The following is a 14,435-nucleotide window of genomic DNA, read 5'->3' on the forward strand; positions in this document are numbered from 1 at the left end:
TCCCATGTGCCTCGCCGTACCGGTCGAAGTCATCGAACTGCTCGAGCACGACCAGGCCCTGGTCGATATCGGCGGCGTCAGGAGCCGCGTGTCGCTGGCCTTCGTCGACGATGTCGAGGTGGGTGATTACGTCATCGTTCATGTCGGACACGCCATCACCCGGCTTGACGTGGAAGAGGCCGAGCGCACACTCGAACTGTTCCGTGAAATCACCGATCACCTGGCTGCCGAGAACAATGCGCTACGTCAGTGAATTCCGCGACGGTCGCACGGGCCGGGGCCTGGCCGAACTGATCCGGCGCCGGGCCGACCCGGAGCGCAAGTATCACCTGATGGAATTCTGCGGGGGCCACACCCATGCGGTGTTCCGCCACGGGCTGCCGGATCTGCTGCCGGAAAACGTCGAGCTGGTGCACGGCCCGGGCTGCCCGGTCTGCGTGCTGGCCATCAGCCGCCTCGATCAGGCCATCGAATTGGCCACCGAAAACGATGTCATCCTGGCCAGCTACGGCGACATGCTGCGCGTGCCGGGTTCGCGCCGGCGCAGCTTGCTCAAGGCGCGCTCACAGGGCGCCGATATCCGCATCATTCAGTCCACGGCCGAGGCGGTGGAACTGGCCCGCGCCCATCCCGAGCGCGAGGTGGTGCTGTTCGCCATCGGTTTCGAGACGACCACGCCGCCGACGGCACTGGCCATTCGCGAGGCAGCGGCGCTGGGCCTGAAGAATTTTTCCGTGCTGTGCAATCACGTGCTCACGCCCTCGGCCATCCAGAGCATTCTCGACTCACCCGACGTACGCGAACTCGGCCGGGTACGGGTCGACGGCTTCATCGGCCCGTCACACGTGAGCACGATTATCGGCAGCCGGCCCTACGAATTTTTCGCCGAGGAATACCAGAAGCCGGTCGTGATCTCGGGGTTCGAGCCGCTCGATGTGCTCGCCGGCATCGCCATGCTCATCGACCAACTCAACGAGGGCCGGGCCGAGGTCGAGAACCAGTTCGTGCGCGGTGTCTCCCGGGCGGGTAACGTCAAGGCACAGAAACTGGTCGCCGAGACCTTCGAGTTACGCCCGGAATTCGAGTGGCGCGGCCTCGGCAACGTCCCCTACAGCGGCCTGCGGATCAAGACCGAATTCGCCGAATACGACGCCGAGCGGCGCTTCCGGGTCACCGAGAAGCCGGTGCGCGAGAACAAGGCCTGCGAATGCCCGGCCATCATCCGGGGGGTTAAAAAGCCGACCGACTGCAAAATCTTCGGCACCGTGTGCACGCCGCGTAACCCGATCGGCTCGTGCATGGTCTCTTCCGAGGGCGCCTGCGCCGCCTATTACCGCTATCGCCATCGTCGCGCCGGTTAGGTTGCCGATGCGAATTCTCCTGCTGACCCACAGTTTCAACGGCCTGACCCAGCGCCTGCACGTCGAGTTGTCGCGGGCCGGCCACGAACTGGCCGTGGAACTCGACATCAACGACGACACCACCGCCGAAGCGGTCGAACTGTTCCGGCCGGACGTGATTCTCGCGCCCTTCCTCAAGCGCCGGATACCGGAGTCGATCTGGCAGGCCGTCCCGTGCCTCATCGTCCATCCCGGCCCGCCCGGAGACCGCGGCCCGGCCGCCCTCGACTGGGCGGTTCTCGATGACCGGCCGGACTGGGGCGTGACGGTACTGCAGGCCGACGCCGAACTCGATGCCGGACCGGTCTGGGCATGGCGAACGTTTGCAATGCGTCCCGCCCGCAAGTCCGCCCTCTACCGCTTCGAGGTGACCGAGGCGGCCGTGGCGGCCGTATTCGATGCCGTCGACCGGCTCGAAAAGGCCGCCGGTCCGCTCCCCGAACAACAGGTTCCGGCTGCCGCGGCCGGCTGGCGCGGTCCGGTGCGAGCACAAGACCGACGCATCGACTGGCAGCATGATTCGACCGCGACCATCCTGCGCAAGATCCATTCGGCGGACGGCCATCCGGGCGTGTCCGACGAGATCCTCGGCCTGCGCTGTCGTCTGTTCAACGCTCACCCGGAGCCGGTGCTGGCCGGCCGCGCCGGACAGGTCATCGCCCGGCGCGGCGAAGCGATCTGCCGGGCGACGATCGATGGCGCGATCTGGATCTCGCACCTGCGACCCGAGGGTCCGGACGGCTTCAAGCGACCGGCCACCGACGTTCTCGTCGAGCGCCTCGACGACGTGCCTGAATCCGAGGCGGACCCGACCCAGCAGCCGGAGAGCGGCGGCTATCAGCCCGTACGCTACCGGGAGGACGGCGACGTCGGCTACCTGCACTTCGATTTCTACAACGGCGCCATGGGCACCGAACAGTGCCATCAACTACGCGCGGCCTTCGAACAGGCCGCGGCCAGGCCGACGCGCGTCATCGTGCTCGCCGGCGGCGAGGATTTCTGGTCCAACGGACTCGATCTCAACCGGATCGAGGCCGCTGCGAGTCCGGCCGACGAGTCGTGGCGCAACATCCAGGCGATGGACGACCTGTGCGAAGCGATCATCACCGCCACCGACCACCTCGTCATCGCCGCGATCGGCGGCAACGCCGGGGCCGGCGGGGTTTTTCTGGCGCTCGGGGCCGACCGCGTCATCGCCCGCGCCGGAGTGGTGCTCAATCCGCACTATCGCAACATGGGCAACCTCTACGGTTCCGAATACTGGACCTACCTGCTGCCCGGGCGCGTGGGCGCCGCCGGCGCCGAAGCCGTGATGGCGCACCGCCTGCCGCTGGGCGCACAGGAAGCTGCCGATATCGGCCTGGTCGATGCCGTCGGCCCGTCGGACCGCGACGATTTCGACCGTGCCATCGAGCGTCACGCCGGTGAGCTGAGCAACGATTTCGCCGAGCGCATCGAGGCCAAACGCCTGCGGCGCGATGCCGACGAAGCGGCCCGGCCGCTGGCCGACTATCGCGCCGAAGAACTCGAACGCATGCGCCTGAACTTCTACGGCTTCGACCCCAGTTATCACGTGGCCCGTTACCGTTTCGTCCATCGCTCGCCGCACGCCTGGACCCCGCTCTACCTGGCCCCGCATCGGCGCCTGGGGTGGAAGATCCCGGCCAAGCGCCAAGCACGGGCCTGAACCCGCTCTGTCATGCAGCGCGTTCCGGATGCCGCTTCTCCGGCCAACCATGATCGACAGGCCCGCCGGCTGACCATCGGCGGCCGGGTTCAGGCCGTCGGTTATCGCCCGTTCGTCTATCGCCTGGCGCATCGACTGGGCATAACCGGCTGGGTCTACAACGCCACCGGCGAAGTCGAGATCGCCGCCGAAGGGTCGGCCGAGCAACTCGACCGATTCGCCCGGGACCTGGTCGAGGCGGCGCCGCCGCTGGCCCGCCCGAAACTGCTGGCGGCACGACCGGCCGACGTCGAGGCCTTCGATGCCTTCCGGATCCGCAAGAGCCACGGTGGCGGCAAGCCGCGCATCCATGTTCCCCCCGACCAGTTCGCCTGCGCCGATTGCCTGGCCGAGATGCGCGACCCCGCCGAGCGTCGCCATCGCTATCCGTTCATCAACTGCACCCAGTGCGGGCCGCGCTACACCATTATCCGGGCCATGCCCTACGACCGACCCAACACCACGCTGGCCGATTTTCCGCTGTGTCCCGACTGCCACGCCGAATACACCGACCCCCTCGACCGGCGTTTCCACGCCCAGCCGCTGGCCTGCGCCGAGTGCGGACCGCATCTGAGCTTTCACCAGGGGACCGAACGGGTCGCGGGCAACGACCCGGCGCTGGCCGCTTGCGTGGCCGAGATCGAAGCCGGCGGGATCGTCGCCATACGCGGCATCGGCGGCTACCACCTGGTTTGCGACGCGGCCAACGAAACGGCCGTAGGCGAGTTGCGCAAGCGCAAGCACCGGCCCGACAAGCCGCTGGCGCTGATGGTGCCGGCGACCGGCGGGGACGGACTCGATGCCGTGCGCGAGCTGGCCCGACCCGATGCCCAACAGGCCGAATGCCTGACCGACCCGACCCGCCCGATCGTGCTCATCCCGCTACGGCCCGACGCGCCGCTGGCACCCTCGGTGGCCCCGGGGCTCGACGAGATCGGCCTGATGCTGCCCTACGCGCCACTGCACGAATTGCTGCTCGAGTCGCTCGGGCGGGCACTGGTGGCGACCTCGGGCAATATCAGCGGCGAACCGGTCATCACCGACGTCTCCGAAGCCGAATCGCGCCTGGGCGCCGTGGCCGACGCCTTCCTGCACCATAACCGGCCCATCGAGCGTCCGGCCGACGATCCGGTCATTCGCCAGGTGGCCGGCCGGCCGAGGCCGATCCGCCTCGGTCGTGGCACGGCCCCGATGGAGCTCGAACTGCCGGTACGTCTCGAGCAGCCGTTGCTGGCCACCGGCGCTTTTCTCAAGAACACCGTGGCCCTGGCCTGGGACGAGCGGGTCGTGATTTCACCGCATGTCGGCGACCTGGGTTCGCGTCGTTCGCGCGATGTCTTCGAACGCCTCGCCGCCGACCTGCAGTCGCTCTACGGTGTCGAAGCCGAGCACATCGCCTGCGATGCCCATCCCGACTTTCCCAACAGTCGCTGGGCGCGCGAATCGGGCCTGCCGGTCACGCCAATCCAGCATCACGCCGCCCACGCCGGCGCCCTGGCCGGTGAATTCTCGCTCACCGAGCCGATCGTGGTGTTCGCCTGGGACGGTGTCGGCTACGGCGAAGACGGCAGTCTCTGGGGCGGCGAGGCGCTGCTGGGCGCGCCGGGCGACTGGCGGCGTGTGGCCAGTTTCCGGCGCTTCCGGCTTCCCGGCGGCGACCGCGTGACGCATCAACCCTGGCGCACGGCCCTGTCGCTGGTCTGGCACGCCGGTATCGACTGGTCCGATGCACCGCCATACGACGACCTGCTGCGCCAGGCCTGGACGCGCGGATTCAACAGTCCGCCGACCAGCGCCGTGGGCCGGCTGTTCGATGCCGCCGCCGTATTCGCCGGCGTGGTCGGGGACGCCAGCCACGAGGGGCAGGGCCCGATGCGCCTGGAAGCGGTATGCAGCCCGGACCAGGTCGAGCCAGTGGACTTGCCGCTCGAGCGCGACGACGAGGGCTTGTGGCGCAGCGACTGGGCGCCGCTGATCCAGCACCTGGCCCGAGGCGGTTCTCGCGAGCACCTGGCATCGATCTTCCATGAAAGCATGGCCCTCAACTTGCTCCGGCAGGCCGAAATACTGCGTCGCGAGTACGATATCGAGACCGTCGGACTGACCGGGGGCGTGTTCCAGAATCGCCGCCTGGCCGCCTCGGCCATCGCGCGACTGGAAAACGCGGGCTTCAAGGTCCTGTTGCCCGAAACCGTGCCGGTCAACGATGCCGGTATCAGCTTCGGCCAGGTGATCGAGACCGCGGCACGACTAATGACGCCACACAAGGGATAGAAATGGAAAAACCCGACACCCACATCGGCCTGGCCCACGGCAACGGCGGTCGCCTGATGCGCCAGTTGATCAATGATGTCTTCGCGCGCCATCTCGGCAACCCGCATCTCGACACCAGCCTGGATTCGGCCTTCGTGCCCTTCGACGGCAACGGGACGCTGGCGATCACCACCGACGGCTTCACCGTGCAACCGCTCGAGTATCCCGGCGGCAACATCGGTTCGCTCGCCATCCACGGCACGGTCAACGATCTGGCCGTCGCCGGGGCCCGGCCGCGTTATCTGTCGCTCAATGCATTCATCGAGGAAGGGACCGAACTGGCACTGCTCGAGCGCCTGGTCGAGGCCATGGCCGAAGCGGCCCGGGATTCGGGCGTCGAAATCGTCACCGGCGATACCAAGGTGGTCGGACGCGGCGAATGCGGCGGCGTGTTCTTTGCGACCACCGGCGTGGGCGTGCGCGAACCCGGCGTGGAACTCGACAGCCGCTCGATCCGGCCCGGCGACCGGATCCTGGTCAGCGGTCCGGTCGGCGACCACGGGGCCGCCGTCATGCTCGCCCGCGGCGAGTTCGGCCTGACCGGCGACCTGGCCTCGGACTCGGCCAGCGTCATTCCGGTCGCCCGGGCACTGATGGGCATCGAGGGGTTGCGTTTCATGCGTGACCCCACGCGTGGCGGCCTGGCGACCGTGGCCCATGAACTCACGCGCCTTTCGGGCCGCGGCGTGCGGCTGCTCGAGGAAGCCATTCCCGTGCGCGATGCCGTCGCGAGCGTCTGTGAAGTGCTCGGTTTCGATCCGCTCTACCTGGCCTGCGAGGGCCGGGTGGTCGCCGTCGTCGCCGCGGAGGCGGCCGAAGCGGCCCTGGCGGCCGTATCGGAGGCGGCACCCGATGCGCGACTCATCGGCACGATCGAGGACGAGCCCGGTCCGGTGGTGATGGAAACCGGACTCGGCGGCGAACGCATTCTCGACGAACTCGAGGACGACCCGCTGCCGAGAATTTGCTGAGCGCCCGGCCCGGACTTTCCTTCAGACGCGATGCCCGCCCAACCCGGAACACCTCGCCGCTTCGAACGAAGCCTCAACGCCGCCGCCGCGCTGGCCGCGGCCGTGGCGCTGTCGCCGCTCATGCTTGCGATCGCCCTGGCCGTCCGCTTCGACAGCCGCGGACCGATCATCTACAGCGAACCCCGCCTCGGCCGGAACGGGCGGCCGTTCACCATTTACAAGTTCCGCACCCTGGGCGACGGCGATGGCCACCGCGATCCGGTCGCGCCGATCGACGATCCCCGGATCACGCGCGTCGGCGCCTGGCTGCGACCACGGCATCTCGACGAGTTGCCGCAGCTTTTCAACATCCTGCGCGGCGACATGCAATTCGTCGGCCCCCGCGCGGCCAAGCCGGAATTCTGGCGGGAAGTCGACCCGGCGCTTCGTCGTCGCGCGCTGGCCTTCGTCCCGGGACTGACCAGCCCGGCGACCGTTCGCTTCATCTGCGAGGATGCAGTGCTGGCCGAGCTCGATGGCGCCACTTCGATCTATCGCGATATCATCTTTCCGGCCAAGGTGGCCTGGGACGTGCGTCACTTCGAGCAGGCCGGGCGATGGAGCGACCTGAAGGTCCTCGCGGCGACCCTGGCCGCTGTTGCCCGCCGGCGTGACGATACCCGCTGCCGCCGACGACTCGAGCACCTGCTGGCGACGGCATCAGCCGACCGGCACGGCCCGACGGAGACGAGACCGAAATGGTTTCATGCAAGGAGCCCGACCAATGAGTGAAAGCCGTTTCTGGACCGGATTCTGGCGGCTGGCCGATCCCAAGATCAGCCTGACCTCGGTCGCCGCGGTCTACCTCGGTGCTTCCGTGGCGGCCGCTGATGCGCCGTTCAGCTGGCTCTGGGTGATCGTGCTCTTGCTCGCGCTGTTCGCCATCGAGGTCGCCAAGAATGCCTGGGGCGACATTTTCGACTACGACTCGGGTACCGACCTGGCCGTCGCCCCCGAGGACCGCACGACATTTTCCGGCGGCAAGCGGGTGATGGTCGATGGTCTGCTCACGCGTAACCAGACCTGGGCGATGGCGGCCGGCTTCACCCTGGCCGGTTTCGTGCTCGGCGCGATGATCGTGTTTTTCCGCGAACCGGCCGCGCTGTGGATCGGGGTCATCGGCATGATCCTGGGCTGGTCCTATCACGGACCGCCGCTGCACCTGATCTACCGCGGCTTCGGCGAGCTCGACGTCGTCATCTGCTACGGGCCGCTGATCACGTTGGCCGCCTACCTCGTCCAGACTCACGAATTGAGTTGGCAGGTGTTCTGGCTTTCCATTCCGCTCGGGCTGGTCATTGCCGCCTTCCTGTGGGTCAACCAGTTTCCCGATTACCGGGCCGATCGCGACCATGGCAAGCGCAACCTGGTCGTGCGCCTGGGCAAGCACAAGGCCAGCCGGATCCTGCCGCTGATCTACCTGGCGGCTTTCGCGATATTGACCGCCGCGCCACTGACCGGCCTGCCCGCGACGGTCTGGCTCGGCTGGCTGGCGGCGATTCCGGCAGCCTACGCTTCGGTCGAGGTCTGGCGCGACCCGGAGACCTTTTACCGCTCCAAACCCGTGCAGCCGGCCGCCCTGATCACGTTCCTGGCGTACTCGGCCGGCGCCGGCACCGGTGTACTCATCGGCTGACAGCAAACGGCTGCTTGAAAGTCTCGCAGGGCCCTGCGACTATGGCGACCGCCGCCACGCCGCGTCAACGGGACTTCGCGCATGAACGAATCGTCAGCGGATACATTTCCGGAAATCGGCCGGAATCAGATCCTTTGGTTTCTCGCCGCCCTGCTCGTCACCGGCTGGTTGATCTGGCTGCTTGGGCCGGTACTGACGCCGTTTTTCATCAGCGTGCTCATCGCCTACATGGTCAATCCGATCGTCGGCTGGCTCGAGGACTTGAGAATGCGCCGCGACGTCGCGGTTTCGCTGGTCTTTCTGCTGGCATTTCTGTTGCTCGTCGTGGTCCTGCTGATCGTCATCCCCGTGCTGATCCGCGAAGTGGCCGACTTTCTCGGCCGGCTACCGGGGTACCTGGACACCTTCCAGCGCACCGTACTGCCCTGGATCGAGGCCCAGCTCGGCGTGGCAATCGATCTCGAGTCCTTCGACGTCGAGCGTGCCCGCAGCCTGATTCAGGAATACTTCTCCAACATCGCCGGCGCTGCCGGAAACGTGGTCAGCGTCATGACCCAGTCGGGCGGCCGCTTCCTGGTATGGATCACCTCGATGGTGCTCGTCCCGCTTGTCACCTTTTACCTGTTGCGAGACTGGCGCCTGCTCATGGACACGCTGCGAGACATCCTGCCGCGTAATCTCGAGCCGACGGTCGTCAAGCTGACCGAAGACTGTGACGAGGCGCTGGGCGGCTTTCTGCGCGGCCAGTTGATGGTCATGATCAGTCTCGGCCTGATTTATGCGATCGGCCTGTGGCTGGTCGGCCTCAACAACGCCATTGCCATCGGCATGATCGCCGGGCTGGTCAGTTTTGTCCCGTATCTGGGCGCCATCATCGGGGTTCTGCTGGCCGGTATCACGGCCGTCATCCAGGACTTCAGCTTCCTGTTCCTGCTTTCGGTGGGTATTGTCTTCGTCGTCGGCCAGTTGATCGAGAGCTTCGTGCTCACCCCCAAGCTGGTCGGCGATCGCATCGGACTGCACCCGGTGCTGGTCATCTTCGCCGTCATGGCCGGTGGCCAATTATTCGGATTTGCCGGCGTCTTACTCGCCCTGCCGGCGGCTGCAGCCGGCACTGTCATCGTTCGATTCGCCTACAACAACTACAAGCGCAGCGAGGTTTACCGCGCTAACCACACGGTGGGGGACGACGAAGGTAAAAGGGATGCACTCGACAACAAAGATTAGAAAGAAAAAGCCCGGCGGAATACTCCGCCAGGCTTCAGAGTGGAGTGTCTTTCAGGATTATTCAGTTTGCTCACTCAGGCCGCAATCGACACTCTGAACCAGGCGATCAAGCGTCCAGGTCGCCTCAGCCCCACCGTCGAGCATTACGGTCGCGATCGCTTCGGTGCAGGAGACGAACTCGATCCCGAATGAACCAACCGACTCCAGGTCGGCATTCTCATCGCCGGCCAGAGTTGCACCAGTCGCCGTGTAGACGGTGCCCATAGCTTCGCGCCCGTCGAAACCGGCTTCGTCTGAGTCTATCGTGAACCAGCGTTGCTCTCCGGAACTGTCCGGGGCATAGGTGTAGATAGCGCCGACCAATCGATTGCCGGATGGAATCGGCTGGAGCAGGACACCTTCCTCGGCGGCATTGGCGGACTCCCACCAGCCGTTGACGCTGTTGTCGACCGGCGCGCGGCTCTCGAGCAGGCCGACAGGCAGCGCCAGGATGCCCAGCGGCTGATTGATACCATCCCCGATCGCGACCAGAGTGATGTCGGCACCGGCCGGCAAATCCGCCGGCAGCGGATCGATGAGATTAACCGAACCGTCGTTCGAGGCAACTTTGAGATCATAAGTCCCCGACGGAATGGCGAAAAAACCACTCTCGACGAAATACGGGACGCCCACCAGGCCGTTGACCACATCACCACCGGCCGTGCGAATAGACACTTCCGTTTCCTCGGACGTGGCCGCGAAGGGTGCGGCATGAACAACCCGTACGTTCAGGTTGCCGTCGCCTGACGCATCGGCATCATCGACCAGCGGCCATAAAGCTAGATCCTGGGTGCTGCCGTTTCCGGTGGCCAGGACGGTGTAATCCACGTCGTCAGACAGATCGACCGAAGCCGTTATCGCCGGGTCCTCTGAACCCGCCGGAAAAACAGCCAAGTCATAGATGCCGTCGGGAAGCTCGACATAGTCGGTGAAATCACCAAAGCGAAAATCTTCCAACAGTGTGTCTCCATTGACGGTGACCGTTACGGCCGTGCCTTCGTCAGTGTCGCTGAACGGCGCGGCGTGCACGACGCGAATGCGCGCGTCCGCCACGACCGAAGACACCGCGACCGTTGCCGCAAGACCAATCAATATTCCGAACTTATGCATGGGGAAACCCTTTACGTGTGAGTGCAGTTCGAAAATTACGCGCACGATGTGCACGAGCTGTCGATGAAATGTCGCGGAAACGTGAAGCGTTCGAAGAAAATGGTGCCCGGAGCCGGACTCGAACCGGCACGGAGTTTCCTCCGAGGGATTTTAAGTCCCTTGCGTCTACCAATTTCGCCATCCGGGCCTAGACCGCGCATACTAGCAAGAAGCGACTGTTGGCGGGTATTCAAGGTCTTTCCCGGATGCTTTAAGATGCCGGGAAGTCGCGATCCGGGTCCGCAGCCATCAGCAATTCATTTGCCCTCATCACCATTGCCAGCATCCTCGTCGTGCTGATCCTCTTGGGGCTGGTCGAGATCCTGCTGCACCGTCGGGTGCTCCGGCAGCTCCCGATCCGTATTCATGTCAACGGCACCCGGGGGAAGACCAGCGTCGTGCGGTTGATCACCGCAGGATTGCACGCCGGTGGCAAACGCGTGTGCTCCAAGACCACCGGCTCGTTCGCGGCCGTGACCGGACCCGACGGCGAAGACTACCCGCTTCACCGGCCCAACCAGCCCAACATCATCGAGCAGATGCGGGTCATGCGTCGCGTGGTGGCTTTCCGTCCGGAGGTCGTCGTCATGGAGTGCATGGCCCTGCAGCCGCACTTCCAGGCCCTGACCGAACGCCAGATGGTGCGCTCTACGCACGGCGTGATCACCAATGCACGCGCCGATCATCTGGATGTCATGGGGCCACAGGCCTCGGATGTCGCCCTGGCACTGGCCGGAACCGTGCCCTTCGGCGCTGATCTTTTCACCGCCGAGCGCGAATTTCTCGACACCTTCCGGATGGCGGCCGAAGACCGCGGCAGCAGCTTGCATGCCACAACGGCCGAGGACGTCGCCGCCGTCACCGACGACGAAATGGCCGGCTTCCGCTACGCCGAACACGCCGAGAACGTCGCCCTGGCCCTGAATGTCTGCGAGGCCCTGGGCGTGGACCGCGCTGCCGCCCTGAAAGGCATGCAGGGCCTGGCACCAGAAGTCGGCGCCACGCGTGTGCAGAGCGTGGACTTCTTCGGCCGGGACATCATTTTCGTCAACGCCTTCGCCGCCAACGACCCCGATTCCACCGAGCTGATCTGGGAAAAGGTGATCGACCACTACGGTGAAAATCGCTTCAAGCTGGCCGTGGTCAACTGCCGCTTTGATCGCCCCCAGCGCTCACAGCAGCTTGCCGAGGTCGCCGGACGATGGACCCCGGCGGATCACTACGTACTGATGGGCTCCGGAACCTTGCTGTTCGCCAGGGCCGCGGTACACGCCGGCCTTCGGCCGAGCCGCATGACGGTGGCCGAAGGTCTGGATCAGCATGAGCTGTTCGAGACGGTGATCGAACACACCGAGGGCGCTGCGTTGATCGTCGGCATGTGTAACGTGCACGGCGGCGGCGCCGAGCTGGCAAGGCAGTTCAACAATCGGGCAACACGGAGCCAACCCCTATGATCCTGCTCAACCTGCTGGCGGTGTCGATCGGCATCGGCCTTCTGGTCACCTTGTTGCTTGTCGAGGTGTTCGGCCTGGCCGCCGGCGGCCTGGTCGTACCGGGTTACGTGGCGCTTAAACTGCTGCAGCCCTGGAGCGTGGCCATGACCCTGCTGGCCGCTTACCTGACTTTCATCGTCGTGCGCACCCTGTCGAGCTTCATGGTCGTTTACGGGCGCCGCAAGACCGCCCTGATGATTCTGTTCGGTTATCTGTCCGGATCGCTGATCGACCTGAGCATGGGCGGTGTGCTGAGCTTTCCGTCCACCGATACCGGCGGTAGTGCCACGCAATTCACCTATTTCGAGATGAGCGTGATCGGCTACATCATTCCCGGCCTGATCGCCATCTGGTTCGAGCGCCAGGGCGTGGTCAAGACCCTGGTCGGCCTGATCGTTTCGGCCGTACTGGTGCGACTGATCCTGGTGCTCATCATGCCGGAAATCCTGATGACCTATGAGGCCGAGCAGGCGCTCAACCGCGCCGATCTGACCACCGTTCTGCAGGAGTTCTTCGAATGACCCCGTCGCGCCTGCGCAAAATGCTTCCGAGATTCCCTCAGAGCCAAAAACTTTACTGGCGCCCTTCCGAAATTCCAACCAGTGCCCTGCTCTTGCTGGCGGTGGCCGCTGTCGCCGCCCTGGTTGTCGTCGAGACATTCAAGCGCGAGGAAGCCTCGGACTACTACGACGAAATGCTCGACGCATCGCGCCTGGTCCAGCAGAGCATCGAGACGCTGCGCCCCATCCGGGGTCGGATTGAACCGATCAACCCGGATGTCGATCCCCTGCGCTCCGGCCTGATCGGAATCGCGTCGTCTCCCATTACCTCCAACAGTGGTGACCTGGAATCCAAGCAGGCGACCATCAATCCGAACTGGGCCGCGGTCGTCATCCGGCTGCTGGCCGAAGCCGACGTCCAACCCGGCGATCACGTAGCAGTCGCCGTATCGGGTTCGTTTCCAGCACTGAACCTGGCGGTTTATGCCGCCCTTGAATCGATGGGCGTGGAGCCGGTGGTCGTTGTTTCCGGCTCGGCCTCCCAGTGGGGCGCAAACGTACCGAACTTCGCCTGGATGGACATCGCCAGGGAACTGCGAGACGCCGAGCTGATCGACATGCAAGCCGAGGCGGCCACACTGGGTGGAATCGAGGATCGCGGTATCGGTCTGGACGAAGCCGGGCAGAACATGATCCGCCAGGCAGCGGAGCAAGCCAATATCGAGCTGATCGTACCTGATAGCTACGAGGCTGCAGTCACGGAACGCATTCGCATCTATAACGAAGGCGCCGACGGCGAACCCATCGTCGCACTGGTCAATGTCGGCGGCGGCACGGCCACGACCGGACCCAACAGCATCGACCACTACTTCGGTAGCGGCCTGATCCGGACCGCACCCTCGGGGGCATTCCGCATTCCTTCGGTGATGGGCCACTTCCTGCAACAGGGCACGCCGGTCATCAACTTCTCCGGAATCCGCAACCTCGCCACCCAGCACGACCTGCCCTACCCGCCACAACGCATGGAAAGCGTCGGATCCGGCGGCGTCTACAGAGCCGAGTCCTACCAGCGCTGGCTGGCTGCCCTGATGATCATTCTCTTGCTGGGGCTGACCGCCCTGATCATGCGTTCGGCCAATATCGCGCTTTCCACCGGGCGTTCCGGCCGGAGCAAGGATGCAATGAAGCCGAAGGTCTAGACCGGCGATCGACATGAAAAAGCCGGCTTGACGCCGGCCTTTTCAGAGAGAATCAATTGGAGGCCAGGCCCGGAATCGAACCGAGGTACGCGGCTTTGCAGGCCGCTGCATCACCACTCTGCCACCTGGCCGGATGCGCATCGGATTGTAACCCAACTACATACCCGACGAAAAAGGCCCGGGCGCGACCCGGGCCTTCTCTGAAACTGGAGCGGGAAACCGGACTCGAACCGGCGACCCCAACCTTGGCAAGGTTGTGCTCTACCAACTGAGCTATTCCCGCGGAAGATGGGCATTTTAGCCGTACAGGATTTCCTGTCAACCCCTTCACTATGGTTTTACCGGCCCACGCAGATTGAGAATTTCGGCTTTTCGGCTTGCGTCTGGCTGAGAAGCTGTCAAAATAACGCGGTTTTAATACTTCGCACAGGGATTATGGCCAAGGACGAACAGATCGAAATGGAAGGCAAGGTTCTCGAAACCCTGCCGAATACGATGTTCCGCGTCGAACTCGACAACGGACACGTCATCACCGCCCACATCTCCGGGCGCATGCGCAAGCACTACATCCGCATCCTGACCGGCGACCGCGTCAAGGTGGAGATGACGCCCTATGACCTTTCCAAGGGCCGCATCACCTACCGCATGAAATAATTTCGGCCGCCCGAGAAAACCTTTGAAAAACGTAGCGAGCGGGTGGCTGACGGTGGCCGCCGGAGCGCAGGAACCGCAGTGTATGTGCG

13 protein-coding genes and 3 tRNA genes are annotated in these 14,435 nt (G+C 64.8%); 12 read left to right on the top strand and 4 right to left on the bottom strand.

All coding sequences use genetic code 11. From position 1 onward, the window contains the following. The first annotated feature begins 4 nt into the window (after positions 1-4). From DZK26_RS08255 to DZK26_RS08290, 8 genes are all read left to right on the top strand, one after another. Positions 5-253 (top strand): HypC/HybG/HupF family hydrogenase formation chaperone, encoded by a 249-nt coding sequence (locus tag DZK26_RS08255; RefSeq protein WP_116897698.1) that lies wholly within the window; start codon positions 5-7, stop codon positions 251-253. Continuing rightward, the gene (hypD, locus tag DZK26_RS08260; protein ID WP_116897699.1) at positions 237-1,361 is read left to right on the top strand and encodes a hydrogenase formation protein HypD; all 1,125 of its coding nucleotides are present in this window, start codon (positions 237-239) and stop codon (positions 1,359-1,361) included. Before DZK26_RS08255 ends, hypD begins: the two co-directional genes overlap by 17 nt. 7 nt (positions 1,362-1,368) lie before the next feature. After that, positions 1,369-3,087, top strand: coding sequence for a hydrogenase maturation protein (locus DZK26_RS08265; protein WP_116897700.1), 1,719 nt, complete (start codon positions 1,369-1,371; stop codon positions 3,085-3,087). Between the two features lie 12 nt (positions 3,088-3,099). After that, complete coding sequence (gene hypF, locus DZK26_RS08270; RefSeq protein WP_116897701.1) at positions 3,100-5,400, top strand: carbamoyltransferase HypF; 2,301 nt, start codon at positions 3,100-3,102, stop codon at positions 5,398-5,400. A 2-nt stretch (positions 5,401-5,402) separates the two neighbouring features. After that, complete coding sequence (gene hypE, locus DZK26_RS08275; protein ID WP_116897702.1) at positions 5,403-6,410, top strand: hydrogenase expression/formation protein HypE; 1,008 nt, start codon at positions 5,403-5,405, stop codon at positions 6,408-6,410. Positions 6,411-6,440: 30 nt separating this feature from the next. Next, on the top strand, positions 6,441-7,181 hold the full coding sequence (locus tag DZK26_RS08280; RefSeq protein ID WP_116897703.1) for a sugar transferase: 741 nt from the start codon (positions 6,441-6,443) through the stop codon (positions 7,179-7,181). Then, complete coding sequence (locus tag DZK26_RS08285) at positions 7,174-8,085, top strand: prenyltransferase (RefSeq protein WP_181918321.1); 912 nt, start codon at positions 7,174-7,176, stop codon at positions 8,083-8,085. The genes DZK26_RS08280 and DZK26_RS08285 overlap by 8 nt, the downstream gene beginning before the upstream one ends. A gap of 81 nt (positions 8,086-8,166) precedes the next feature. Further along, on the top strand, positions 8,167-9,312 hold the full coding sequence (locus DZK26_RS08290) for an AI-2E family transporter (RefSeq protein WP_116897705.1): 1,146 nt from the start codon (positions 8,167-8,169) through the stop codon (positions 9,310-9,312). A 57-nt stretch (positions 9,313-9,369) separates the two neighbouring features. Here DZK26_RS08290 and DZK26_RS08295 read toward each other — a convergent pair whose 3' ends face one another. Both DZK26_RS08295 and DZK26_RS08300 read right to left on the bottom strand, forming a co-directional pair. Further along, positions 9,370-10,461, bottom strand: a complete 1,092-nt coding sequence (locus tag DZK26_RS08295; RefSeq protein WP_147306619.1) for a DUF4397 domain-containing protein — start codon at positions 10,459-10,461, stop codon at positions 9,370-9,372. A 100-nt stretch (positions 10,462-10,561) separates the two neighbouring features. After that, positions 10,562-10,648, bottom strand: a tRNA-Leu gene (locus tag DZK26_RS08300). A 136-nt stretch (positions 10,649-10,784) separates the two neighbouring features. Here DZK26_RS08300 and pgsB point away from each other — a divergent pair. The 3 genes from pgsB to pgsW are packed head-to-tail and all read left to right on the top strand — an operon-like array spanning position 10,785 to position 13,692. Then, positions 10,785-11,954 carry a poly-gamma-glutamate synthase PgsB gene (gene pgsB, locus DZK26_RS08305; protein WP_258870835.1) on the top strand — a complete coding sequence of 390 codons (1,170 nt, stop codon included), beginning with the start codon at positions 10,785-10,787 and terminating at the stop codon, positions 11,952-11,954. Then, entirely contained in the window at positions 11,951-12,514 is a 564-nt protein-coding gene (gene pgsC, locus DZK26_RS08310) for a poly-gamma-glutamate biosynthesis protein PgsC (protein WP_116897708.1), read from the top strand. Before pgsB ends, pgsC begins: the two co-directional genes overlap by 4 nt. Further along, positions 12,511-13,692 (top strand): poly-gamma-glutamate system protein, encoded by a 1,182-nt coding sequence (gene pgsW, locus DZK26_RS08315; RefSeq protein ID WP_220337065.1) that lies wholly within the window; start codon positions 12,511-12,513, stop codon positions 13,690-13,692. Before pgsC ends, pgsW begins: the two co-directional genes overlap by 4 nt. A gap of 57 nt (positions 13,693-13,749) precedes the next feature. On the opposite strand, the gene DZK26_RS08320 is transcribed toward pgsW, so the two are convergent. Both DZK26_RS08320 and DZK26_RS08325 read right to left on the bottom strand, forming a co-directional pair. Next, positions 13,750-13,823 (bottom strand) — tRNA-Cys (locus tag DZK26_RS08320). Between the two features lie 76 nt (positions 13,824-13,899). Then, a tRNA-Gly gene (locus DZK26_RS08325) sits at positions 13,900-13,975 on the bottom strand. Positions 13,976-14,127: 152 nt separating this feature from the next. On the opposite strand from DZK26_RS08325, the gene infA reads away from it, so the two are divergent. Further along, positions 14,128-14,346 carry a translation initiation factor IF-1 gene (infA, locus tag DZK26_RS14330; protein ID WP_181918322.1) on the top strand — a complete coding sequence of 73 codons (219 nt, stop codon included), beginning with the start codon at positions 14,128-14,130 and terminating at the stop codon, positions 14,344-14,346. Positions 14,347-14,435: the final 89 nt, after the last annotated feature.

Source organism: Wenzhouxiangella sp. 15190 (assembly GCF_003417465.1).
Lineage (GTDB): Bacteria > Pseudomonadota > Gammaproteobacteria > Xanthomonadales > Wenzhouxiangellaceae > Wenzhouxiangella.